The sequence below is a fragment of the Parasphingorhabdus pacifica genome (assembly GCF_054779195.1).
On the sequence record NZ_BAAGYS010000021.1, the window covers coordinates 185,255 to 210,432 of the forward strand.

A 25,178-nucleotide genomic window follows, 5' to 3' on the forward strand; every position below is an offset into this window, starting at 1 on the left:
CCGGCGATGTGTCGGACTTCGCCCCGCCCCGGTCCGGTTGTGTCGAGCTCTCGGTGCAATCGCGGCGAATTTGCTGCCGAGGGGTTCGACGCGGGATGGGTGTCGAGCTTCAAGGCGGGACGGAGTTGGTCCGGTTGCTGTTGGTGGTCGGTGAAACTGCTGGTCGATCAGTTTCTGGCCGAGGCTTTTGGCGAAGCCATCGTTCTGCTGATCGCGGGCGGGGTGCGGCTGCGGAGACGGAGCGTCGTGCCGTTCGGGCTTTCGCCGGAGTGATCCACGCCTCCTTTACTTCCACTTTGAAATCTGGTTGAGTCCCACAACGAAAAGCAAAGGTTAGCCTTACCTTGTCTACGGTCAATGTTCCCGCGTGCTCGTCACAAGGGAAAGGACGCGAGGAACGGATCACCGCGATGCCGTGAGCGTCGGTGGCGCGGGCACCGCTGCGCCGGTGCGTGCCACACGTGCGCGGGTTTGCCCGCAGTTCTCGTGCCCGTTCGCTTGCCACGTCCACGTGGCGCAGGTCGATTGAGGAGGAGACAGTTCATGAGTTCCCTCGCGAATCCGGCAGAGGATTCGACCGCCGGGGCCCCGCATCGCAAAGCGGACCGCAAGGCCTATCTGCTCAACGAGCGGAACGTGGCGGAATACCGGCGATCTGTCCGCGGCGGGGTTGAACGGGTGGCAAGCAAGGTCGCGAGCGCCGACCGTCCCGTCACGGGCCGGTCGGCCGCGCAGTTGGAACCGGTCGTGTCCGCAATCGATCTGAACGCGCCGCTGCACGACACGAACGCGGCTCTCGACGAGCTGGAGAACATCTACCTCCGGGACGCGGTGTACTTCCACCATCCGCGCTACCTGGGCCACCTCAACTGTCCGGTGGTGATTCCCGCGCTGCTCGGGGAGGCCGTCCTCTCGTCGGTCAACTCCTCGCTGGACACCTGGGACCAGAGCATGGGCGGCACGCTCATGGAGCGACGACTGATCGAGTGGACGGCCGAGCGCATCGGGTTCGGCAACCAGGCCGATGGCATCTTCACCAGCGGCGGTACCCAGTCCAACCTGCAAGCGTTCGCTCTGGCCCGCGACGAGGCCTGTGTTTCGGCGGAGCGGGACACCGGGCGAGGGCGGGAGGAAGTCCTGTCGCAGCTGCGCATCATCAGCTCGGAGTGCAGTCACTTCAGCGTCTCGAAGTCCGCTGCCCTGCTCGGGTTGGGGCGCGATTCCGTGATTTCCGTGCCGTGCGATTCCGCCAAGCGGATGCGCACGGACGTGGTCGCTGCCGAGCTCGAGCGCTGTCGGCGGGAGGGCCTGATCGTCATGGCAGTGGTCGCCACCGCGGGAACGACCGACTTCGGCAGCATCGACCCGCTGCACGCGACCGCTGACCTCTGCGCGCGGTTCGGTGTGTGGCTGCACGTGGACGCCGCCTACGGCTGCGGCGTGCTGGTATCGCGCCGGCGGCGGCACCTCGTAGACGGAATCGAGCGCGCGAACTCGGTCACAGTGGACTATCACAAGTCCTTTTTCCAACCGGTGAGCTCCAGTGCGGTCCTGCTGCGCGATCGAACAACGTTGCGCCATGTGACCTACCACGCCGACTACCTCAACCCGGAGCGAAGTGTCGCCAAACGCATTCCGAACCAGGTGGACAAGAGCATCCAGACGACGCGCCGCTTCGATGCCCTCAAACTCTGGCTCACGCTACGGATCATGGGTGCGGACGCGATCGGGGACCTGTTCGACGACGTGGTGGACCTCGCGGCAGCGACCTGGAAACTACTCGCCGACGACCCCCGCTTCGAGGTTGTCACCAAGTCCGACCTGAGCACACTGGTGTTCCGTTACGTTCCGTCGGTCGGAGCCGCGCCCGAATTCTGCGACCAGCTCAACCTGCACGTTCGCGAATCACTGTTCGGCTCCGGAGAAGCCGTCGTCGCGGGCACGGTCGTCGACGGCGGCCACTACCTGAAGATGACGCTGCTCAACCCGCAGACCTCGGTGGAGGAAGTCGCGGAGGTCTTGGAGCTCATCGCCGACCATGCCCGCCAGTTCCTGACCCAGCACGCCGACGACCGGGAACTCGCCCGTCCCCGGGCCAGCTGATCGAGCAGAAAGAAGATCTCGTTGACCACGCACGACTTCATCGCTGTCGGGCTCGGCCCGTTCAACCTCGGGCTGGCCTGCCTGACCGAACCCGTCGCCGAGCTGGACAAGCTGTTTCTGGAGAGCAAACCCGAGTTCGACTGGCATCCGGGAATGATGCTGGAGAACAGCACCGTCCAAACGCCGTTCATGGCGGACCTGGTCACCATGGCCGATCCGACCTCACCACTGTCCTTCTTAAACTACCTCAAGCAATCCGGGTACCTCTACTCGTTCTACATTCGCGAGAGCTTCTACCCGCTGCGCGAGGAGTACAACGACTACTGCCGCTGGGCGGCGAGCCAGCTCGGTACCGTCCGCTTCGGACAGCGCGTCGAGAAGATCGAGTACGACGAACGCGACGAGAAGTACCTGGTTCGCACCATCGAGTACGCGACCGGACAGCAGCTCACCCACCGGGGCAGGAGGTTGGTACTCGGGACCGGTACACCCCCGCACATCCCGGAATCGTGCCGGGGCCTCGGTGGTGATTTCATCCACAACTCGCGTTACCTGGACTCCAAAGCCGCGCTGCAAGGCAAGGACAGCATCACCATCGTCGGCAGCGGGCAGAGCGCGGCCGAAATCTACTATGACCTGCTCCAGGACATCGACAAGTACGGGTACGGGCTCAACTGGATCACTCGGTCGGCGCGGTTCTTCCCGCTGCAATACACCAAGCTCACCCTGGAGATGACCTCCCCGGACTACTCGGACTACTTCCACGCGCTGCCCACCGAGAACCGGGATCGGCTGCTGGCCTCGCAGAAGGACCTGTACAAGGGCATCAGTTCGACGTTGATCGACGAGATCTTCGACCTGTTGTACGTGAAGAAGCGCCGGGGGACGTGTCCGACGCGGTTGCTGACCAACACCGCGCTGACCGGGGCGCGGCACGACCCGGTGACGGGGGAGTACACGCTCGAGCTGCGGCATGAGGAGCAGGGGGAGGAATACGCACTCGACACCCAGGGACTCGTACTGGCGACCGGGTACGGCTACCAGGTGCCGGACTTCCTCGCACCGATCACCGACCGGATCTCCTGGGACGAGCGCGGTCGCTATGCGGTGGGACGCAACTACAGCATCGACCCCGCGGGCAGTGAGATCTTTGTGCAGAACGCCGAACTGCACACCCACGGCTTCGTCGCACCCGACCTGGGGATGGCCGCGTACCGCAACTCGCGCATCATCCGCGAAATGCTGGGCGGCGAGCACTACCCGATCGAGGAATCGATCGCATTCCAGGAGTTCGGGGTTCCGGCTCTGGCCCGCCAATCTCTGGAGGTTCCTTCCGCATGAACGAGATCGTCTTCACCCGTGCGGACAAGAGCCTCGGGGAGTTCGCGGTGCGGCACGTCGATCCGCACGCCGACGCAGAACTGCTCTACCGCTGGCTCACGCACCCGAAATCGGTGTTCTGGCTGCTCAACGGCGCCGACTTCGACGAGGTCAAACAAGAGTTCCTGGACATCGATGCGGCGGATTCGCACGAAGCGTTCCTCGGTCTGCACGACGGTCGGCCCGCGTTCCTCATCGAGCGCTATGACCCGGTGCACAGCGAGTTGAACGAGGTATTCGAACTCGAACACGGCGACATCGGCATGCACTTCCTGGTGGCACCGACCGAGGAACCGTTGCACGGGTTCACCCATGCCGTCCTGGTCACAGTAATGGATCTGCTGTTCTCCGATCCGTCCGCGAACCGGGTCGTGGTGGAGCCCGACGTCCGCAATCCGGGCGTGCACGCGCTCAACGCGGCCGTGGGTTTCGAGGGCCGCAAGACCGTGTGGCTGTCGGGAATGAGCAAAGACGCCTACCTCAGCACCTGCACCCGCGAGCAGTACCGCGCGGCGCGTTCGAACACTGCGACCGCGAACGAAGGAGCATCCCGATGACCACGAATCTCGACCCGCCGCAGGCCGCTGCCGCGCATCTGACTCCCGAGCATTGGGAGCGCGCCAACCGGCTGCTCGTACGCAAAGCGCTTGCCGAGTTCGCGCACGAGCGCCTGATTTCTCCGGAGCCGCAGCCGGCCGGGCACTACGTCGTGCGCGGCGATGACCAGCTGGTCGAGTACCGGTTTATCGCCAGGTTGCTGACGCTGGAGCACTGGGAGATCGACGCGGACAGCATCAGCAAGCACCGTGACGGGAGCGAACTCCCGCTCGACGCGCTCGACCTGATGCTCGAGATCCGCGGAGCCCTGAGTCTGGACGAGAACGTACTCCCGTCGTACTTGGAGGAGATCAGCAGCACGCTCGCCGGTACTGCTTTCAAGTTGGCCTCCGGCCCGGCCTCCGCGGTGGAGCTGGCGCAGGCCGATTTCCAATCGATCGAGACCGGGATGACCGAGGGACATCCGTGTTTCGTGGCGAACAACGGGCGGGTCGGGTTCGACAGCCGCGAATACCGTTTCTACGCGCCGGAGGCGGCCTCACCCGTGCGGTTGATCTGGCTGGCGGTGCATCCCGACGTCGCGACGTTCTCCGCCGCGTCCGATGTGGACTACAGTAGCCTCGTCCGCAACGAACTCGACGTCGCAACGGTGGAGCGGTTCTCCGGAGTGCTACGAGAATCGGGACTCGACCTCGACGACTTCTACCTCGTTCCGGCACACCCGTGGCAGTGGTGGAACAAGCTTTCGATCACTTTCGCCGCCGACATCGCTCGAAGGCGCATCGTCTGCCTCGGCTATGGCGACGACGAGTACCTCGCCCAGCAGTCCATCCGGACCTTCTTCAACCGCAGCGCTCCGGGGCGGCACTACGTGAAGACCGCTCTTTCGGTGCTGAACATGGGATTCATGCGGGGCCTGTCCGCCGAGTACATGAAGGAAACTCCAGCCATCAACGAGTGGCTCGGCGACCTGGTCGCCGAGGACGCGGTGCTGTCGCAAACGCGCTTCGACATCCTCCGGGAGCGAGCGGCAGTGGGCTACCACCCCGAGCACTACGAAGCCGGAGCGGCCAAGGGCTCGCCCTACCTGAAGATGCTTGCGGCGTTGTGGCGGGAGAGCCCGGTTCCGAAGCTGGAACCCGGGCAGCGGCTGGCGACCATGGCCTCCCTTCTGCACACCGACACCAACGGTGGTTCCGTCGTCGGTGAGCTCATCGCGGAGTCGGGGCTGGAGCCGGCGACCTGGCTGCGACGTTACCTGGACGCCTACCTGCTGCCCATCCTGCACTGCTTCTACGCGTACGACCTGGTGTGCATGCCGCACGGCGAGAACATCATCCTGGTGGTCGAGCAGGGGGTGCCCGTGCGGGTGCTGCTCAAGGACATCGGCGAGGAAATCGCCGTGATCGACCAGAACGTAGAACTTCCGGCAGCGGTCGAGCGGATTCGCCAGGAGGTGCCGGACCACCTGAAGACGCTGTCGATCTTTACGGATGTGTTCGACTGCTTCTTCCGCTTGCTCAACGGGATCCTCGACTCGGCTGGAATCCTGGACGAGGACGCGTTCTGGTCGACGGTGGCCGGGTGCATCACCGATTACCAGAAGTCCCTCCCGCAGCTGGCGTCCAAGTTCGCCGAGCACGACCTGTTCGCCGAGCGGTTCGAGCACTCCTGCCTGAACCGTCTGCAATTGCGGGACAACAAGCAGATGGTCAATTTGCAGGATCCGGCGGGCGGGCTGCAATTCGCGGGGATGCTCGACAACCCCCTCGCTCCTCACCGCGTTTCCTGATACCGAAGTGGAGCGGGGGCGCACCGTGGCTGATCGATAAGCCCAGGGAACGAATTACCTTGATCCCTAGCGTAGCCCTCGCATCCCGCGGTCATGGAGAAGGATTTCCAGCCCGAACGGCCCCATTGGACTAGCCGGGTGCGGTAGCCTCTGGCGACCTCACAACGCGCGATGCGACGCAGCGGAACCTCCAGCCGTTACCGCGCGTCCGATGGGGGACTTCGCAGTGATTAAGGGAGCGATACATGTCCATCGCAGCGGCCGGGCAACGGGCGCAAGGTCTCGCCGGAGCGCTCGGCGAGACGGCAGAAGAAGTGAGCGACGAATTCGCGGTCAACCCCGGAGACTTCATCTCCGCTCGGGAACAGGGCACCTCGTCCGGGACCCGGATCGAACAACAGACGGCACCGATCGGCGAGATCGGTGAGATCGTCAACCGCAGTGTTTCCGAACGTGGTGACAACGGGGATTGGGTCAATGTCATTTGTCCCGTGGTGATCCCGAAGCGCGGTGCTTTCGCCACCGTTGTACTGCCGGTGTTGGCACTGACGATCCTTTCCGTGGTCGGGGCGGTGGTGACCAGCTCGATCGGCCTCGGCGAGGCATGGTTCGGACCGCACGTCTGGGTGCTGTTGGTGATCGTGGCCGCACTGCTGTGGGCGCGACGGAGCGTCATCATGGTTCCGGACGGTTGCCAGGCGATGATCACCAAGTTCAGCAAGCTCGACCGAACGGTCGGTCCTGGTCGCACGGTGCTTCTCGACCCGCGCAAACAGGTCAGCTACGTCGTGAACACGACACGGGAGTACCCGTACAACGCGCCGATCAGTGAGGCACCTACCCGCGGTGGGATCAAGGCCTCGGTCGATCTGTTCCTGCAGTTCCGCATCGAGGATCCGACGCAGTTCATGTTCGCCCTGGGCGCGGTGTCGGGATTCTCGGACAAGCTGTCCAACGCGGTCAGCGAGGTCACCCGGAGCATGATCTACCAACAGCGGGCCGAGGACATCTATGACCTCGTGGGTGAAGGCACCCAGACGTTGCTGGACAGCCTGAACGAGCAATTCTTGCCGGCTGTGCGGTTGACCAGCGCCAACATCACCCATGCCGAGCCGTCCAACCAGCAGTACCGGGCCGACCTCGCCGCGCCGGAAATGGTGCGACTGGCGAAGGAGGCCTACACCTACGAGTACGAGCTCAGCCTGCGCAAGGAGCAGAACGAGGGCGACCTGAACAAGGAACTGGCCTCGATGAACGAGAGCTTGTCCAGCATCAGGGCCGAGATCGCCAGTCACCAGGCGCAGATGGACACGGCGCTGGAACGTGAGACCAACCGAGCCAAGTCCCAGGCTCGTCAGCGCTTCGTCGAAGCGGAGAGCAGGGCGAACGCCAACTCGGCCCTGCTGGAAGCGCAGGCGCTGGACATTCGGGCGGTCAGTGCGGCGGAAACCCCGGAAGTTCTGGAATACCGTTACGAACAGGACGTTCTGAACAAGCTGGAAGGTCTCGCGGAGCACTTGCCGATGCTCGTCTCCTTCGGTGACGGCGATGGCAGCGACATCGACTACCTCGCCATCGCGCGGCGAATGCTGGGTATTTCCGAGGGGGGTGCCGGGTTGTCCGACGCTGACGTGGCTTCGATCCGCCAACGCACCGAGGCGATCCAGGAACGCATCCACTCTCGGGAGGCCGAGATCGAGGACCTGTTGGCAGCGAGCGCCCAGGGCGCTACCGGAGCCGAAACCCCGGCTGAGGAGGCCGGAGGCGAGGACCAGATCGAGCAGATCAGGGCCTCGGTTACCGACGAGACGATCACCGATCAGGTCGAGCACCTCAGCGGCCCGACTTTCAGCGGCACCATCGAGGGCAACGAGCAGCACCAGGCAGGTGAGCAGTGATGGCGACCCAACAACGCAGCTTCTCCAAGATCACCGATGCGGTCGCGGCGTGGTCGAACATCCGGCAGCTCATCCGAGGTGGCGATGAGGGCAATCTCGTCCCCGTGGTGATCCCGAAGGACAACCGAGGTATCGGTTGGCTCCTCCTGCTGCTGGCAGGGCTCTACTTCGCGGGGACGGCGGCCTTCAGCAGTGGGATCGCGGCTTCGCTCGCCTGGCTCGGTGCCGCACTGGCGCTGGTGCTCGCCGTGGTGGCGCTGTGGCGTGGTTCGATCGTGGAAATCGAACAGGGTACGACCGGCATCCGCAGCCGCTACGGTGCGTTCACGGGCACTTTGTCGCCGGGCAGGCACTACCTGTGGTGGCCGTGGGACAAGGTGGAGTTCGTCGTGGACACCACCACGGAGATCCCGTATAACGCACCGGTCAGCGCCTGCCCCAGCTCGGAAGATGTGCCGCTGAAGGCGATCGAGTTCTTCCTGAAGTTCCGCATCGACAACCCGGTCGACTTCGTGCGCACGATCGGCGCCGGCAACTTCGACGCGGTGCTCTCCAGCGTGGTGCAGGACGCGATCCGGCAGCGCGCCAGGCAAGTGCAAACCGAGAAGGCCTATGACCTGCGGGGCAGCGATGTCGAGGACATGCAGGCGACGCTGAACCGCCAGCTCAGCAAGTACGGAGTGCGGATCCTCGGTGCGAACATTCCGGACGTGCAATTGCCGGACCAGTACCAGCAACACCTCGCTACCCGCGAGCGTGTCGCCAAGGAACTCAGTGCCTACGAGCGCGAGTGGGAGCTGACCCGCAAGCGGCGTATCGACAACCTTCTGATGGAGATCGAGCGCGCCAAGAAGACCCGCGACGCCAAGCTGGTCGAGGTGAACGCCGCCAGGAACAAGGCGCGCCAGGACGTCGCCCGAATGCTGGAGGAGCAGGAAACCGAGGCGCAGCGGGTGCAATGGGAGATCGAGATTCGCGGCAGGGCGACGCTGACCGAGGCACAGAACGAGGCCAAGTCCCGTCAACGGCTCGGCCAGGCCTACCGGGACAACCGCGCGGTGCTGCACTACGAGCTCGCCCGGCGCAGGCTGGAAGTCGGCGAAAAGCTTGCCGGGCACGCGCCGCGACCGGTTGTCGTGCACGGCGGTGGCGGAGAGACATCGACGTTGTCCACGCTGATGTTGTCCCACTTGTTGCCGAAGCTGAGCGCGCAGGCTTTCACCACGGGCAATGGCGCCTTGTCGTCGGGAGAGTCCGAGGAGGGCCACGGCGCCGCCGAGGGGGAGGCGATGCAGGCGATCGGGCAGACCGGTGAGCTCGCGCAGTCGCTGCTCGACCGTGGTGACTCGGGTAACCACAAGTAGCCGTTCAGGACGTGTTGCCGAGCGGCATCAATAACCGTGCGGCGCCGAATCCTCCACGGATTCGGCGCCGAGAGGAATCAGAACTGTGATTCGTTGACCGATGGTCCGGTCAACCGGGTCGCAGCATGGCCGTCGCCGACACGCGGGCGCGACCGTATCGGAACTGGTGTTCACGAACTGCCTGTTCGGTATGTTTGCCCTGATGTCGGCGACGGCCCTTTTTGCATACCGTGATCACGGTTCGTAAATCGGTGGCAGTATCCCCGGGCGGCAGCGTCCCGGGCGGCAGCGTCCCGGGCGGCAGCGTCCCGGGTGACGGTGCCCGCCGCTCGGGGGCGGCAGCCGCACGAGTCGCGGTGAACGAGCCGAGGTTCCAGGCCTCGGTGGGCGAGTGCTGCAGCTCGTTGAGCACCGAGCAGCAGCCGGTCTGCCGTGGCCACCGATCACCGGGTTCATGAGCGACATCGGCTCCGCGAACGACATCGGCCATTGAGAGCACGTACGGTCTCATCCTCGTAGCTGTGTGTTGCGGGCCAACTCGAAATTCGACGTCTTGTTAAACGGTTGCGTAAGCGCTTAACCGGAGGTACTTTTCCCTTCAACCTGAAGAGTGACCGGCAGCACAGTGATGCGCGGCACTCATGTCGCTACCGGGTGGCGCAGCTCAGGTGCCGCCGGAGGGAGGTAGTTCCCCAGATGTCTGAACATCTCAGCGCACCAACGGGTGTGGGCGTGATCGGGCTCGACGGTGTGCCGTCGGAGCGGACCGTGGCAGCGCGGGTGAAGGACGGCTCGGTTGTCGGTGTCACCGCGAATCCGAACCTGTACCGCACGAGTAGTGATGTGGGTGGCCGGGCATGACCGAGCTGAATGCGCGAACCGTGTCCGATCTCGGCGAGAAGATGACTGTGCCGAGGTACGACCGGGGACAGGTGCGCGGTGGGATGGTCCATCTCGGAGTCGGTGGGTTTCACCGAGCACATCAGGCGATGTACCTCGACACGCTGATGAACGAAGGCAAGGCTCTCGACTGGGGCATCGTCGGGGTGGGGCTCCTACCCCAGGACCGCCGGATGAATGCGGTGATGAACGCCCAGGACTGCCTGTACACGCTGGTGGTCAAACATCCTGACGGATCCATCGAGCCCCGCGTGATCGGTTCCATCGTCGACTACCTGTTCGCCCCCGACGACCCGGACGCGGTGCTGGCGAAGCTGACCGATCCCGCCGTGGGGATCGTGTCGCTCACGATCACCGAAGGCGGCTATCACGCGAATCAGGTCACCGGGGAGTTCGACGCGAGCGATCCGGCGATTCAAGCGGAAGTGCGCCACGGAGCGGTACCCGAATCCGCCTTCGGTTATATCACCGAAGCCCTCGAACGTCGTCGTGCCGCGGGAATCGCGCCCTTCACGGTGATGTCGTGCGACAACATCCAAGGAAACGGGGCACTGGCCCGGCGGATGATCTGCTCCTTCGCCGAACTTCGTGATCCGGACCTGGCGGCCTGGATCGCGGAGCACGTGAGCTTTCCGAATTCGATGGTCGACCGGATCACACCGTCCACGACGGATGCCGACCGTGCGCTGCTCGCCGAACGCTTCGGTCTCGAGGACGGCTGGCCGGTGGTATGCGAACCGTTCACCCAGTGGGTCGTCGAGGAGCGTTTTCCCTCGGGGCGACCTGCCGTGGACGAGGTCGGCGCGCAGGTCGTCGAGAACGTGGAACCCTACGAGCCGATCAAGCTGCGTCTGCTCAACGCGAGTCACCAGGCGCTGTGCTACCTGGGATACCTCAGCGGATACCGCTACGCGCACGAGGTGTGCGGCGACCAGCTGTTCGTCCGGTTCCTCCGCAACTACATGGACACCGAAGCCACCCCGACGCTGGAGCCGGTCGCCGGAATGGACCTCGACCGGTACAAGCACCAGCTGATCGAGCGGTTCGCGAATCCGGAGATCAGGGACACGCTCGCCAGGCTGTGCGCGGACAGCTCGGATCGCATTCCCAAATGGCTGCTTCCGGTCGTACGTCATCAACTCTCCACCGGTGGCCCGTTCCGTCGATCGGCCTTGGTCGTCGCGAGCTGGGCGCGGTACGCGGAAGGACGCGATGAGGCAGCCGAGCCCATCGAGGTCGTCGACCGGCAGCGGGATCAGGTGATGGCGCGGGCCGCGCGGCAGCAGCACGAACCGCTGGCGTTCCTCGAAGACCGGGACCTGTTCGCAGATCTGATCGAAAACGAGTCATTCACGTCCACTTATCTCGAAGCGCTGGAATCGCTGCACACCCTCGGTGCCCGGCGCACGCTCGAGAAGTGGGAAGCGGTGTGAGTGACGGTGCGTGCGATGCGTTTGCGGTCCGGTCTGTCGTGCAGAGCGCGGGCGGCGGCGCGATCCTTGTTCCCTGACGGAAGTGCCTGATCCTCATGAAGAAATCACTCAAGACCTGCGGCGGCCTTGCCCTGACGGCTTGTCTCGCGCTCTCGGGTTGTGCCGGAGCCGGCGAACTGAGCTCCTCCGCGGCCAAGACCGTGACCATCGCAATGGTCTCGAACCCACAGATGGAAGACGCGATCAAACTCGCGCCGCGGTTCGAAGCCGAACACCCCGGAATCGACCTGAAGTTCGTCTCGTTGTCGGAAAACGAGGCCCGAGCCAAGATTACCGCGTCCACCGCCACCCAGAGCGATCAGTTCGACGTGGTGATGATCAGCAACTACGAGACGGCTCGGTGGGCGAAGAACGGGTGGCTGCGGAATCTCTCGCCCCACGCCGCCAACACGCCCGGATACGACACGCAGGACTTCTTCCCGAGCCTGCGCGAAGCCCTGTCGTACCAGGGAGACATGTACTCGATGCCGTTCTACGGCGAGTCGTCCTTTCTGATGTACCGCAAGGACCTGTTCGAGCAAGCAGGCATCACCGTCCCGGAGAACCCGACGTGGCAGCAGGTCGCCTCCTACGCGAAGCAGCTCCATTCACCTGGTAAGCACGCCGGAATCTGCCTGCGCGGCAAGCCCGGTTGGGGCGAGCAGCTCGCACCCCTGAACACCGTCATCAACAGCTTCGGTGGTCGGTGGTTCGACCAGGATTGGAACGCACGGATCAACAGCCCGGAAGCCGCCAGGGCGGTCGGCTTCTACACCGACCTCGTCCGCGAGTACGGCCAACCGAGTCCCGCCACGACCGGGTTCTCCGAGTGCGCGACCCAATTCTCACAGGGCAAAGCAGCGATGTGGTACGACGCGACGTCGGCCGTATCCACTGTGGAGAATCCGGACGAGAGCCGCGTCGCCGGGAAGGTGGGGTACGTCTCCGCACCCTCGAACAAGACCACGTCGGACTGGTTGTACACCTGGTCGTTGGGGATTCCCAAGACGAGTGACCACCCCGAGGCGGCGTGGAAGTTCATCTCGTGGATGACCAGCAAGGACTACATCAACCTGGTCGGCAATGAACTGGGGTGGTCGCGGGTGCCGCCGGGCAGCCGGCAGTCGACGTACGAGATTCCGGAATACCGGCAGGTGAGTGCGGCCTACGCGCCCCAGACACTGCGGGCGTTGCGCCGAGCGGACCCGCAGGATTCGACAGTGCGGCCGGTCCCGTACACCGGCGCGCAGGTCATCCGGATTCCGGAATGGCAGGACCTCGGGACCCGGGCTAGTCAGCAGATCAGCGCCGTGATGGCGGGCAAGCAGAGCGTGTCCGAGGCGCTGGAGCAGACGCAGAAGTACGCCGAAGCCGTCGGCAAGACCTACCAGGAGCAGCGATGACCAAGCATTCGACGCTCTCGAGGGCGGAGAGATGGCGGCGCAGGGGCCCGTTGCTGCCCGCGTTGATCTTCACCATCATCGTGACCCAGATACCGTTCTTGGCCACGATGTACTTTTCGACGCAATCGTGGAACCTGGTTCGCCCGGGTTCGCGGGAGTTCGTCGGGATCGAGAACTACCTGTACGTCTTCGCCGACAGCCAGTTCCGCGAAGTCGTCCTGAACACTGTGATCATGATCAGCGGAACGGTCCTGATCTCCGCGTTGTTGGGGCTGGGCATCGCCTTGTTGCTCAACCGGACCTTCCGTGGGCGTGGCATCGTGCGGACGCTGCTCATCACGCCGTTTCTGATCACGCCGGTCGCCGGTGCTCTGCTGTGGAAGACCTCGATGTTCGATCCGCAGTTCGGGATCGTCAACTTCGTGCTGCGTCCGTTCGGCCTCGGCGGCATCGAATGGGTTAGCCAGTTTCCGCTGGCCGCGGTGATGGCGGAGCTGATCTGGCAGTGGACCCCGTTCATGATGTTGCTCATCCTGGCCGGTTTGCAGAGCATGCCCGGTGACCTACTGGAAGCCGGTCGCGTCGACGGTGCCGGGCCGGTGGCGCTGTTCCGCGAGCTCACCCTGCCCCACCTGCGTCGATTCATCGAGCTCGGCGTGGTGCTCGGCGCGATCTACCTGATCAACACGTTCGACGCGGTGTACATGATGACCTCGGGCGGACCCGGGGTGGAAAGTTCGAATGTGCCGTACTACATCTATCAGCGGGCATTTTTGGGCTTCGACATCGGCCAGGCCGCGGCGATGGGCGTAGTCACGGTGGTGGCCACCATCATCGTCGCAACGCTCGCACTACGCCTGATCTTCAAGAGCTTCAGTGGCGTACAGGAGGCAGCCTGATGCCCGACGGCACCCCGACCACAAGAACGGACCCGCGCGAGGGCGGGACGCCTACCGATCCCGCACTCCGTGAACGGTCCGCCGAAGAGATGCATGAGCTGCGCCGCCGATCCCGCCGGAAGCAGCGCGGCGCGGGGTCGCTCTGGTCCGTCCTGGCCTGGATCGTCGCGCTCGGGTTCTTCTTTCCCGTGCTGTGGATGGTGCTCACCGCGTTCAAGCAGGAACGTGACGCATCTACGGACCCGCCGAAACTGCTGTTCTCGCCCACGCTGGAGCAGTTCCAAGCCGTACTCGGCAGCGGAATGGGAATGACGCTGCTGAACTCCGCGTTCGCCACGGTGGTGTCGACCGCGTTCGTTCTCGCACTCGGCATCCCGGCGGCGTTCGCCTTGTCGCTGCGGCCGGTGAAACGGACCCAGGACGTGCTGTTCTTCTTCATCAGTACGAAGATGTTGCCGATCGTGGCGGTGATCGTTCCGCTTTACGTCATCGTCAACGAGATAGGTCTGCTCGACCACATCTGGGTGCTGGTCGTCCTCTACACGGCGATGAACCTGCCGATCGCGGTCTGGATGATGCGCTCGTTCTTCCTGGAAGTGCCTGGTGAGCTGCTGGAGGCAGCCAGCATGGACGGCGCAAGCCTCTGGAAAGCCGTGCGGCAGGTGATTCTGCCGCTGGTCTCTCCCGGAATCGCCGCGACCGCGCTGATCTGCATGATCTTCGCGTGGAACGAGTTCTTCTTCGCGGTCAACCTCACCGCGGTGCGTGCGCAGACGGGTCCGGTCTCGCTGGTCGGATTCATCACCGGCGAGGGCCTGTACTGGGCCAAGTTGTCGGCGGCATCCACACTGGCCGCTCTGCCGGTCGTCATCGCAGGTTGGATCGCGCAGAACAAGCTCGTCCGAGGGCTGTCGTTCGGGGCCATCAAGTGAACCTCCGCACCCGCGTGTGCCTGATCTACTCGAGGAGCCATCATGGCTGAAATCGCCTACAAGTCCGCATCGTGTCTCTACGAGGGAGCCGACGCTCCCGCCGTGGACAGACTGTCGCTCGAGATCGAGGACGGCGAATTCGTCGTGCTCGTCGGACCTTCCGGATCGGGGAAGAGCACCGCGCTCCGCATGCTCGCGGGCCTCGAGGACATCGATGAGGGCACCATCACGATCAATGGCGAGGACATGGTCGGGGTGCCACCGAAAGACCGGGACATCGCGATGGTGTTCCAGAATTACGCTCTGTACCCGAGCATGACCGTTGCCGAGAACATGGGGTTCGCGCTCAAGATGCGCGGCATCCCCGCAGCGGAGCGACGCGGTCACGTGGAGAAGGCGGCCGAACTGCTCGACCTCACCGATTTCCTGGATCGCAAGCCTGCCAAGCTGTCGGGCGGGCAACGGCAGCGCGTGGCCATGGGCCGGGCGATCGTCCGCGACCCCCAGGTCTTCTGCATGGACGAACCGTTGTCGAATCTGGATGCCAAGCTGCGCGTGCAGACCCGGACACAGGTCGCCGCGTTGCAACGACGGCTGGGGACCACGACGGTATACGTCACGCACGACCAGGTCGAAGCGATGACCATGGGAGACCGGGTCGCGGTCCTCAAGGACGGGAAGCTGCAACAGTTCGCGACCCCCACCGAGCTCTACGACTACCCGGTCAACGCGTTCGTGGCGGGTTTCATCGGGTCGCCGGCGATGAACCTGGTGTCCGCACAGGTGACGTCCGAGGGGGTCGCAGTCGGGGGAAGCACGTTACCGCTCGAGAGTGACCAGCTGAGCGCGCTGAACGAGTTGGGTCTGTCCTCGGTAACCCTCGGGCTGCGGCCGGAACAACTCGACATCGCGTCTCCCAGGGAGGGCATCGAGGTGCGGATCGACCTGATCGAGGAGCTCGGCAGTGAGTCGTACGTGCACGGCCACGTCGCCGACGACCACGCCGCCGAGCTGATCCAGCTGGTGGCGCGGTCGTCGATCCGTAACCCCGGTCGATTGGGCGAGACGATCGGCCTGCGCCACGGTGATGGCCGTGTGCACCTGTTCCACCCCGAGACCGGTGCCCGAATCAACGAAAGTCAAGTGTCGCAGGAAGTCGGGACGCGAGCGTGACCGGAATCAAGTCATCGACGCACCATGCGACCATCGCGGACCTGATCGCGCGTGCGCGGAAGTTCGCCGAGCCGGGTGCGCGACGCATCCTCGGAATCGCCGGCCCGCCGGGCTCGGGGAAGGGCACGGTCGCGGACACGCTGCTCGGTGCGCTCGGGCAGTCGGCGGTATTGGTTCCCATGGACGGATTTCACCTCGCCGAGGCGGAACTGCGCCGGCTCGGTAGACGGGACCGCAAGGGATCTCCGGACACGTTTGACGCCGCCGGCTATCTGGCGTTGTTGCGCCGGATCCGGGAACCGGCCGGTGCGACCGTTTACGCTCCGCAGTTCCACCGCGAGGTCGAAGAGTCGTACGCCGGATCGATCGCCGTTCCGCCCGAAGTGCCCCTGGTGATCACCGAAGGGAACTACTTGTTGCTGGACGACGGGCCATGGTCTGGGGTGCGGGGGCTCCTTGACGAGGCTTGGTTTCTGGCCCCCGAGGACGACCTCCGTCGGACACGGCTCGTCCGGCGGCACGTGGCCCACGGCAAGACACCGGGCCAGGCCGACGACTGGTTGCAACACAGTGACGACCACAACGCGACTCTGGTGGCACCGACTCGTGCCCGAGCAGACCTGATCGTCCACGGCGATGTCTTGTGACCGGCTGCGCTGTCCGAAACCCGCCGGGTTGACTTCCGGAACGGTCGGTACTTCGACAATCGACCGGTACTCCAACGACCCGCCTACCTGAGCAACCGGCGGCTGCCGCGGTGTCGAACTCAATCAGACGAAGGAAATCGATGTCAGACTCCGGAACGAGCAGGATCCCGAACATCATGCGTGCCTCGGTACTGCGCCGAACCAAGGAGGTGGTTGTCGAAGACCGGTCGGTACCGCGGCCCGGCACGCACGAGGTGCTCATCGAAGTGCGGGCGGTCGGCACCTGCGGGTCGGATACCCACTACTTCGAACAAGGCCGGATCGGCGAGCACGTGCTGGAAGGGCCGCTCGTTCTCGGGCACGAGGCGAGTGGCGTCGTCGTTGACCGCGGTCCGGGGGTAACCCGGCTCGAGGTGGGTCAACGGGTCGCACTGGAGCCCGGTGTTCCGTGCTTCACCTGCGAGCAGTGTCGTTCCGGACGCTACAACCTCTGCCCGGAGGTGCGGTTCTTTGCTACGCCGCCCACCGACGGAGTGTTCTGCGAATACGCCACGCTGCACGAGGAATTCGCCCACCCCGTGCCGGATACGCTCTCCGACGAAGCCGCCGCACTGTGCGAGCCGCTGTCGGTCGGGGTGTGGGCCTGCCGAAAAGCGCGGGTGGAACCAGGCTCACGAGTGCTGATCACCGGAGCCGGTCCGATCGGGCTCGTCGCCGCACAGACGGCACGTGCATTCGGAGCCACCGAAGTGGTCGTCAGCGACGTCAAACCGCACAGGCTGGAGTTGGCCGCCGAGCTAGGAGCCACCGCAACGATCGACGTTGACCGGGCACCGTTGGCAACGGCGGGTTTCGAACCTGACGTGCTGTTGGAGTGCTCGGGCTTTCCTCCCGCGATCGGAGAAGCCATCCGCACTGTTTCCCGTGCCGGTCGAGTCGTGCTCGTCGGGATGGGTGGTGACGAGATCCCGCTGCCGCTCGGCCATGTGCAAAGCCGCGAGATCGAGGTGACCGGAACCTTTCGCTATGCCAACACCTGGCCGACCGCGATCGCGCTCGCCACCTCGGGAACGGTCGATCTCGATCGGCTGGTGACCCACAGGTTCGGTCTGGATCAGGTGGAACGAGCACTGACGGAATCCGCACGCGATGACACGGTGGTGAAGAGCATCGTGCTGCCGTACGAGTAGGCCGCCGAGAGCCGTTGCGGTCACCGTGCTGAGTCACCGCTGACGGCTCCCGGCGTCTCGATACGCGCTCGAGTCTAGTGCGAGTGTCCTGCGGCCGTCTCGGTGAGAGTCATCCCCTTCGTTTCGGGAGCCAGCCACTGGGAGAGCGCGGCGCCGAGGACGGTGAGTCCGGCGGCAAACAGCATTGTCGGCCCCGGACCGAGGTTCGTCATCGACCACGGCAGCAGGAAGGTCCCGGCGCCCGCGCCCACTCGGCTCACGGCCGTTGCGAACCCTGTTCCGATCCCGCGAATCTCGGTGGGGAACACCTCTGCCGGGTAGATCCCGGTCAACGTGTTGTAGCCCGCGTTGAAGAACGAGTACGCCAGGAAGCAGATCAGCACGACGGCAGGGGGAGCGCCCGTCCACAGTCCGATGATGGCGAGGAGCGCAGCGCACAGCCACTGGGGCGGTACGGTCAGTACGCGGCGGCCGACTCGATCGATCAGCAGAACCGTGAGGATCACGCCCGCGGTCGCGAGCGCGGACAGGCCTACTCCGCCTGCCAGCCCGTCGCTCAGGCCGTAGGACGTCAGCACGCTCTCGGCGAAGGAGCCGATCGCGAAGTACGGCGTGACCGCGCAGAACCAGAACATCGAGGTGAACAGCGTCGCTCGCCAGTACCGCCGGGAGAACAGCATCCCGAAGGAGCCTTTGCGGGTGTGCTCGGACTCGAGGTCGGTGATGTCGGCGGGGTCTTCCAGGCGGCGGTGGGCGATCGCGCGGGCTTCGTCATGGCGGCCCTTGCTCCACAGCCAGCGCGGGGATTCGGGCAGGCCGAAACGGGCCACGAACAGAGCGACCGCGATCACGGTGCTCGTGCCGAGGATGGTCCGCCAACTCAGATCGGTCGCATTGGTCAGGATGTAGCCGACGATGAACGCGACCATGAACCCGGTGTAGAAGGCGACCAGGCCCAGTCCCATGAGCCGCCCCCGCAGCCGAGCCGGTGCGAACTCCGACATCATCGGCCAGCCGACGGCGTACTCGACACCGACCGCGATCCCCATCAGCAGCCGCACCAGGAACAACTCGGTCGGAGAGTCGACGAAGAACTGCAGGGCCGAACCGACGACGAAGATGCCCATGTCGATCATGAAGAGCGGCTTGCGACCGAACTTGTCGCTGAGCCAGCCACCGAGCGGCGAGCCGACCAGGATGCCGATCAGCGAGGATGCCACGATCAAGCCCTCCCACAACGGGGAGAACGCCAGGTCCGTGGAGATCCTGTCGATCACGGTGCCGACGATTCCGAGGATGTAGCCATCCAGGAACATTCCTCCAACGAGGACGGCGACAAGCCTGATCAGGAAGCGCCGTTTGGCTTTCGGGTCGACATCGCGTGGTGCGGTTACTCTGTCGCTGACGTCTGACATCGGTGTCTCCTCACGATCAAGAGCGTTGTGCTGGAGGGCTTCTCGGTTGCGCGTCTTTGCGGCCGGACGAGGCGAGGGGAGTCCGGTCATCGACGGAGTGAACGTAGGTTCGATGTGATCACAGGCAACCTCAAGCGTGATCACATAATCGGTTGCACCATGGGTTACCTGGGCGCTGCAGCGGTGGGGCGTCGAGCGATGTCGTCGCAGGCGTCGGCGCAGCGCTGCCGGATCGCGCTGGGCTGCGCGACGAGAAAGTCCACTAAGGACTTCGTTGCTCAGTTGGGAGAACTGGCCGCAGACGGTAGGTGAGTGGCGCCGCCGGTTCCTTCAACGGCGGACGGTTGGAGGGCTTGGTGGACGAGCCGTACCGCGGGGTTCCGCGCACGATCACCGATGAGCAGGTCGAGGCGGTCGTCGTGGCCAAGCTGGATCGTTGTGCGACGGTCCCGTCCGGGGCGACCCACCTCGATCCGGTACCGGTCCCCTTTCTAGAGGATCTTCTGCTCGGGCGCCCAGATGTCGCCGACCGTGAATCCGTTCGGATACGGATCGTGGGGATCGAGTACGTGGGTGCAGTAGCCGGTGATCCATGCCTGCCCGCTGATGGTCGGGACGACCGCAACTCGATCTCCGAGCGTGACCTCTCTGACCAGCTCGCCGGTGTAGACGTTCCCGAGAATCCCTTCATGTCGAAAAGGCTGGTTGAGCGCGAGTTCCCCCTTCTCGTAGAGCGATGCCATCTTGGCGCAGGTGCCCGTGCCACACGGGCATCGGTCGATCCCGCCGGTCCACGTCGCGGAGTTGTCGAAATCGACCGGCCCGCTCGCGACCATGACTGCGTTCTTACGGTCGGCTTCCGGGTTGTCCGTCGCGCCGGAGAGCTGTGCGATGGTGATACCGATGCCCGGGTAGTCCGGGTGTTCCACCGGCAACTGGTCCTGCGCCGCCTTCAGGATCAGAGCCGCGACCCTGGTGATGTCCCGTCCTCGCCCCGGTACGAGTTCGAGGGAATCGAATTGCGCCACGTCGGCGATGGCGTAGAACATGCCACCCCAGGCGACGTCTACCGTCACCTTTCCGAGCTCCGGCACGTCGAGCACAGCGTCGCGATACGCGGAGAACGCAGGCACGTTCTCGAAAGTTACGCGCTCAACCTTTCCTTCGCGGCATACGGCAGTGATATCGATCAGACCCGCAGGGGCCTCGAGCTTGAACCTGGTGACCGGCTCCTCCATGGGAATCATCCCGGTTTCGAGCAACACGGTGGCGACGGCGATGGTGTTTCCACCGCTCATCACCGGGTATTCCACCTGCTCCATGATGAGGAAGCCGGCGGCAGCATCGGGGTGCTTCGGCGGAACGATCAGATTGCAGCACAACGGCGGGTAGCCGCGAGGTTCGCGCAGCATCATCAGCCGCAGCTGGTCATCGTTCTTCTCCAGCCACTGCATCTGTTCGTACACGGAGTCGCCGGGGATGTGGGGGATCCCGCCGGTGATGACTCGCATCGGCTCGCCGGAGTGGATCTCGACGGACTGGATCATCCGCTTGTAGGACATTCGCGCTCCTTCCAGTGAACGTGGTGGGACCTCGCGTTGACGAATGCGCGTCGTCGACGTCGTCAGGAACCGGCAGGTTTCGCGTTCCTCAGGCGATCTAGCAACTCAGCACTGACCTCGATCGAGGTGGGTGTCTCATCCAGCTCGAGGGCCGGGAGGTGGACGTGCTGGTCATGCCGGAGATGCTCGAGGTGCCGGGACAGTCGATCCGCCGAGCCAGGGAAGTTGGCTGAGTTGATACCAAGAATGAAGACACCGATGCCCGGCGAAGCACTTCCGCTGTCGAACGGAGCCGCATCCAGCGAGAACGACCCTCCGGACAGCGTCGCGAGTACCTCGATAAGCAGGGCGACGTTCCCGCCGCGATGGCCGCCGAACGGCAACAGCGTGCCCTCGAGGGCGGCTCGCGGATCCTGGGTGGACTGACCCTCTGAGTCGAGCGCCCATCCGGCCGGAATGGACTCCCCGGCTTCGGCCGCCCGCCGGATGTTGACGAACGCCGTCGCTGACGAGGCCTGGTCGATAACGACGGGCTGCATACCCGGACGAGGAATACCGTAAGCAAGCGGGTTCGTGCCGAGAATCGACCGTCCCGCACCACCCAGCGACATCAGGGCAGGGCTGTTGGCCGAGGCGAGCGCGATGATGTTGCCGCTCCGGGCGAGGCGTCGCACGTAGTAGCCGAGCTCACCACAGGTGAACGAGCTCCTGATCCAGAGCGTGGCGATCCCGCATTCTCGGACGGCGTCCTGGAAATCGTAGAGTGCTTCCGTGAACGCGACCTGGGCGAGTCCGTCCCGGGCATCGACGTCGATCGCTGCCGGCGCCACTCTGTGCACGACGGGCTGCTCCGCCGTGCTGATCCGCCCCTTGCGATAGCCATCAAGATAATCGAAGAGATGCGCCACTCCCACGGCCCGGTTGCCGAGGGCCTCGGCTTCTACTGTCGCCTCCGCCAGCACCCGCGCATCCCGTGCTGCGACGCCGACGGACAGCAGGGCGTCGCGGCACATCTCCGTGAGCTCATCGCAATGAATCGCAGCCATCGACGGACATCCTTTCTCCTTGAGGTCCGGCCTCCGCGGATCCAGAGGCGTAGAGCCGCGGTGCGTCGCCGCAGCGACGTCGCACTCCTCGGCTCCTGCAGCGACCGATCTCCCGATTGCTGCTCGGAGCGCGCGGTGCCTTGTGAGATCCGACAACATGGCCGGGTTAGCGAGAAAGTATGCGGAAGCACCCGGTGGTCAACAATGTCTCGGCCATTCCCTTGGCGCTAAGCTTCAGACGAGGCATAAATTTGTTTACACTTGGCCCTATGGTCGGGAGGCCCAACAAACCAGTCTTGATCACCGACAGAGACCGCGCCACATTGCTGAGCTGGAGCCACAGCCGCAACTGCCCCCGGGCGTTGGCGGAGCGTGCGCAGATCGTGCTGGCGTGCGAACAGGAAGCCACCAACTCCGCCGTGGCTGAACGGCTCGGGGTCTCCCGATACACGGTCGGCAAGTGGCGCTCTCGGTTCCTGTCCGATGGCTTGGATGGCCTGCACGAGCGACCGAGGCCTGGGCGGCCTCCCGTGATCTGCGACGAGACCATCGCGCAGCTCCTCGTACGCACTCTGAGCTTGCCCGCCAACGGACGAGCCTGGTCAACTCGCGCCATGTCGGCGGATATCGGACTCAGCCAGACGACCGTGAGTCGGCTCTGGCGCGCTCACCGACTCCAGTCGTGGTCCGACCGCCCGCTGCTGCGGCCGGACGGGCGAACCACGTTGGTCTCCGCCGAGATCCGCGACATCGCCGGACTGTTCATCGCCCCTCCGCTGCGGGTTCTTGCCGTCGCCGTCGACGAGCACGCCACGTCCTTGTCACAACGCGAAACCACCTCGGCCACACCAGCGTTGCCAGCGGACCGGCGTTCCACCGAAGCGAGAAACATCCTCGCCGCAGCGAACGCGTTCGCATTGCTCCCCGGCAAGAGCGCCGCGTACAGCCCGTCCACGACTCACGCATCACTGCGCGCGTTCTTGGAGGACGTCATTCGCAGCGTGGCCCCGGGTTTAGGAGTGCACCTGCTCGTCGACAGCCGGCCGAACTCCGCAGGATCCGAGGCGATTGAGGCCTGGGTGCGGCGATACCCCCGGTTCCGGCAGGACCACGTGCCCACCACCTCGTCATGGATCGACGAGGTCGAGGTCCTTCTGGCGAACAATCCACTGCACGATCACGAGAACATGCCCGGTTTCGCGTCCTCCTTGGCAGGCCTGCGCGAGGGACTCCGGGCCTGGTGCAGCGCCTGGACACCGCACACGAGCCCTTTCTCGTGGATCAAACGAACCAGTTCTGTCTGGGGCGGCGCCCCCGGCCACTGGAGCCAGAACAAGGACTCAAGTGCAAGTTGGCCCAACTCCGAGGTACCTGACTTCACCGGCGAAACAACGTCGTCCGGCGTGCCACGCAACACCGACCGCATCGTCGAACTCCTGCGTGAAGCCCTCGCCACCGGTCAGTTCCACCACGGCCAACGCGTCAAGGAAGCACCGCTGGCGGCCCGGCTCGGAGTCTCCCGCGGTCCCGTCCGCGAGGCGCTGCGTGTGCTCACCGAGGAAGGAATGCTCGAGCGGCTCCCCAACCGCGGAGCAGTCGTTCCTCGCGTCAATACCACCACTATCCTCGACCTCTACGCCGCACGGGCCATGCTGGGCACCTTGCTCATGCGTAGAGTTGCCATGCTGCGCCGATCCGAACTCAAGTCCGTTGACGCCGCCCTGGACGATGTCAGTGCAGTCGCCCGACGCAGCGAGCACGCCCGCATCGCAGGTGCCGACCTGCGCTTTCAAGACGCGATTGCACAAGCAGCGAACCTGCCCCAGACAAGTCTGATGTTCCAACGCCTCACCATGCGACTGCGGATGTTCATCTCGATCCTGCACCTGGACTACGGCACAGCAGCGGTCGACCTCATCGCGCGCGAGAACGCTGGAATCTTCGAAGCGATCCGCAACGGCGACGGTGACGATGCAGCACGCCGGTGGCGAGTCAAGGTCGAACGCAGCGTCCGTTACATGGCCGCCCAGCTACCCGAAGATCACTTCGATCCCGATCTCTGGGGCGCCATCGCCGGTAAAGCCACCCCCGAACCCGGCGACCCGCGCAAGAGCTCCACCTCCGCAAAGTCGCGGAACGCCACCGAGACGAGCGCCCAAGGACACGCGACACCTTGAACGGCGCTCGCCGAACGACAGTGTGCGTCTGTAGGCGGAGAACTCGTTGGACGTCGACGATGGCAGGCCCCGGTCGCTCTGCCGCGATGCGATGTTCGGTGGGCAGGGTACAAATGCTGCGGAACGCGAGTTCCGTTGCTCGTTCAGGTAGTTCCGGGCTTACCTGGGAGAACTGTGCTGGGAGGAGACGTTGGCCTGGACCACTTCGAAGACCGGTCCTTCACCGGCCGGCACTGTCACCTCCCCCCTGGCCCTCCGCAGCACTCCTGCCCCACCTGCCACGTGCACACCCACCGGTTACCAAGTGAACAAGGCACTACTGGGTGGCGTGCGGTCGGCTCGTGAGGATGCTGATGGCGTTGGCGGCCACGATGGCTGCGATGGCGGCCCACTCGGACCACTGCAGTGCCTGTCCCAACATGAGCAGACCCATCGTGGCGGCGAAGACGGGGTTGACGCTCATGAACAACCCGAAGAAGGCTGCGGGGACGCGTCGTAGGGCGAGCAGGTCGGCCAGGAACGGCACTGCTGAGGACAGCAGACCAGCTGCCGTGCCGTAATACAGTGCACCTGTGGTGACCTGGCCTTCGAGGACGAGGTGGACACCGACGGGCGTGAACATCAACGCGGAGAAGGTGGCAGCGGTGGCCGAGCCTTGGGCACCGGGTAGGCGATGGCCGACCGTCCGGCTGAGGAGGATGTAGGCCGCCCAGCATACGGCCGCCGACATTCCGAGGGCGATGCCGATGTAGTCGGTGGTGGGCTGAGGCCGGGTGAGCACCACGACGGCGGCGGCAGCCAGGAGGGCGCAGCCGAGGTCGGTGCGCCGACGAGAGCGTGCCAGCGCGATGCTCAAGGGACCGAGGAACTCCAGGGTGACCGCGAGGCCCAAGCCAATGCGTTCGACGGCGCTGTAGAGCAACAGGTTCATCGCCCCGAAGACGCCACCCATCAACAAGGCGGGCCACCACTGAGCCCACGTGAAGCCGCGCCAGCGGGGGCGGTCGATGGCCACGAGCACGATCGCCGCGACGTACTGCCGCAACGCCACCACTCCGACGGGTCCGATGGCGGGAAAGGCAAGAGCACCGAGGGAGGCACCGGTCTGATTGGAAAGGCCGCTGACCGACATCAGGACGATTCCGAGCCCACGCCCGGGCCGCGTTCTCGGTGAGCCGGTGGTTGGGGCGGCGGTAGTGGTGGTGGTGCCGGTGTCCATGACATCCAGACTGGCCGTGCACCCGGGGCTCCGAGAAATACTCGGCCC

20 protein-coding genes are annotated in these 25,178 nt (G+C 64.8%); 16 read left to right on the forward strand and 4 right to left on the reverse strand.

The window, feature by feature from the left end; genetic code table 11:
* Positions 1-150: 150 nt before the first annotated feature.
* The 15 genes from ACYVAN_RS24060 to ACYVAN_RS24130 all read left to right on the forward strand — a co-directional run bounded on the left by ACYVAN_RS24060 (position 151) and on the right by ACYVAN_RS24130 (position 17,711).
* Entirely contained in the window at positions 151-273 is a 123-nt protein-coding gene (locus tag ACYVAN_RS24060; protein ID WP_460963423.1) for a hypothetical protein, read from the forward strand.
* Between the two features lie 270 nt (positions 274-543).
* Positions 544-2,103 (forward strand): pyridoxal phosphate-dependent decarboxylase family protein, encoded by a 1,560-nt coding sequence (locus ACYVAN_RS24065; protein ID WP_460963425.1) that lies wholly within the window; start codon positions 544-546, stop codon positions 2,101-2,103.
* Between the two features lie 21 nt (positions 2,104-2,124).
* On the forward strand, positions 2,125-3,444 hold the full coding sequence (locus ACYVAN_RS24070; RefSeq protein ID WP_460963427.1) for a lysine N(6)-hydroxylase/L-ornithine N(5)-oxygenase family protein: 1,320 nt from the start codon (positions 2,125-2,127) through the stop codon (positions 3,442-3,444).
* Positions 3,441-4,040, forward strand: coding sequence for a GNAT family N-acetyltransferase (locus ACYVAN_RS24075; protein WP_460963429.1), 600 nt, complete (start codon positions 3,441-3,443; stop codon positions 4,038-4,040). Before ACYVAN_RS24070 ends, ACYVAN_RS24075 begins: the two co-directional genes overlap by 4 nt.
* Entirely contained in the window at positions 4,037-5,833 is a 1,797-nt protein-coding gene (locus tag ACYVAN_RS24080; protein WP_460963431.1) for an IucA/IucC family protein, read from the forward strand. The genes ACYVAN_RS24075 and ACYVAN_RS24080 overlap by 4 nt, the downstream gene beginning before the upstream one ends.
* A gap of 245 nt (positions 5,834-6,078) precedes the next feature.
* Positions 6,079-7,731 carry an SPFH domain-containing protein gene (locus tag ACYVAN_RS24085; RefSeq protein WP_460963433.1) on the forward strand — a complete coding sequence of 551 codons (1,653 nt, stop codon included), beginning with the start codon at positions 6,079-6,081 and terminating at the stop codon, positions 7,729-7,731.
* Complete coding sequence (locus tag ACYVAN_RS24090) at positions 7,731-9,095, forward strand: SPFH domain-containing protein (RefSeq protein WP_460963435.1); 1,365 nt, start codon at positions 7,731-7,733, stop codon at positions 9,093-9,095. Before ACYVAN_RS24085 ends, ACYVAN_RS24090 begins: the two co-directional genes overlap by 1 nt.
* A 696-nt stretch (positions 9,096-9,791) precedes the next feature.
* On the forward strand, positions 9,792-9,956 hold the full coding sequence (locus tag ACYVAN_RS24095; protein ID WP_460963437.1) for a hypothetical protein: 165 nt from the start codon (positions 9,792-9,794) through the stop codon (positions 9,954-9,956).
* Positions 9,953-11,428, forward strand: a complete 1,476-nt coding sequence (locus ACYVAN_RS24100; RefSeq protein WP_460963439.1) for a mannitol dehydrogenase family protein — start codon at positions 9,953-9,955, stop codon at positions 11,426-11,428. Before ACYVAN_RS24095 ends, ACYVAN_RS24100 begins: the two co-directional genes overlap by 4 nt.
* Positions 11,429-11,523: 95 nt before the next feature.
* Positions 11,524-12,870, forward strand: a complete 1,347-nt coding sequence (locus ACYVAN_RS24105) for an ABC transporter substrate-binding protein (protein WP_460963441.1) — start codon at positions 11,524-11,526, stop codon at positions 12,868-12,870.
* The gene (locus tag ACYVAN_RS24110; protein ID WP_460963443.1) at positions 12,867-13,769 is read left to right on the forward strand and encodes a carbohydrate ABC transporter permease; all 903 of its coding nucleotides are present in this window, start codon (positions 12,867-12,869) and stop codon (positions 13,767-13,769) included. The genes ACYVAN_RS24105 and ACYVAN_RS24110 overlap by 4 nt, the downstream gene beginning before the upstream one ends.
* Entirely contained in the window at positions 13,769-14,701 is a 933-nt protein-coding gene (locus tag ACYVAN_RS24115) for a carbohydrate ABC transporter permease (protein WP_460963445.1), read from the forward strand. Before ACYVAN_RS24110 ends, ACYVAN_RS24115 begins: the two co-directional genes overlap by 1 nt.
* 42 nt (positions 14,702-14,743) lie before the next feature.
* Positions 14,744-15,874, forward strand: a complete 1,131-nt coding sequence (locus ACYVAN_RS24120) for an ABC transporter ATP-binding protein (RefSeq protein ID WP_460963447.1) — start codon at positions 14,744-14,746, stop codon at positions 15,872-15,874.
* Positions 15,871-16,521: a nucleoside/nucleotide kinase family protein gene (locus tag ACYVAN_RS24125; protein WP_460963449.1), complete on the forward strand. Its 651-nt coding sequence runs from the start codon at positions 15,871-15,873 to the stop codon at positions 16,519-16,521. Before ACYVAN_RS24120 ends, ACYVAN_RS24125 begins: the two co-directional genes overlap by 4 nt.
* 140 nt (positions 16,522-16,661) lie before the next feature.
* Positions 16,662-17,711, forward strand: a complete 1,050-nt coding sequence (locus tag ACYVAN_RS24130; protein ID WP_460963451.1) for an NAD(P)-dependent alcohol dehydrogenase — start codon at positions 16,662-16,664, stop codon at positions 17,709-17,711.
* A gap of 74 nt (positions 17,712-17,785) precedes the next feature.
* Here the strand turns inward: ACYVAN_RS24130 and ACYVAN_RS24135 are convergent, their stop codons facing one another.
* The 3 genes from ACYVAN_RS24135 to ACYVAN_RS24145 form a co-directional block, all read right to left on the reverse strand.
* On the reverse strand, positions 17,786-19,126 hold the full coding sequence (locus ACYVAN_RS24135) for an MFS transporter (RefSeq protein WP_460963453.1): 1,341 nt from the start codon (positions 19,124-19,126) through the stop codon (positions 17,786-17,788).
* 491 nt (positions 19,127-19,617) lie between these two features.
* The gene (locus tag ACYVAN_RS24140; RefSeq protein ID WP_460963455.1) at positions 19,618-20,688 is read right to left on the reverse strand and encodes a proline racemase family protein; all 1,071 of its coding nucleotides are present in this window, start codon (positions 20,686-20,688) and stop codon (positions 19,618-19,620) included.
* A gap of 62 nt (positions 20,689-20,750) precedes the next feature.
* The gene (locus ACYVAN_RS24145) at positions 20,751-21,893 is read right to left on the reverse strand and encodes an Ldh family oxidoreductase (protein ID WP_460963457.1); all 1,143 of its coding nucleotides are present in this window, start codon (positions 21,891-21,893) and stop codon (positions 20,751-20,753) included.
* Between the two features lie 137 nt (positions 21,894-22,030).
* Between ACYVAN_RS24145 and ACYVAN_RS24150 the strand changes: the two genes are divergently transcribed.
* A complete protein-coding gene (locus tag ACYVAN_RS24150) occupies positions 22,031-23,911 on the forward strand; it encodes an IS630 family transposase (protein ID WP_460963459.1) in 1,881 nt (626 codons plus the stop codon).
* 316 nt (positions 23,912-24,227) lie between these two features.
* Here the strand turns inward: ACYVAN_RS24150 and ACYVAN_RS24155 are convergent, their stop codons facing one another.
* Positions 24,228-25,130 (reverse strand): EamA family transporter, encoded by a 903-nt coding sequence (locus ACYVAN_RS24155; protein ID WP_460963461.1) that lies wholly within the window; start codon positions 25,128-25,130, stop codon positions 24,228-24,230.
* Positions 25,131-25,178: the final 48 nt, after the last annotated feature.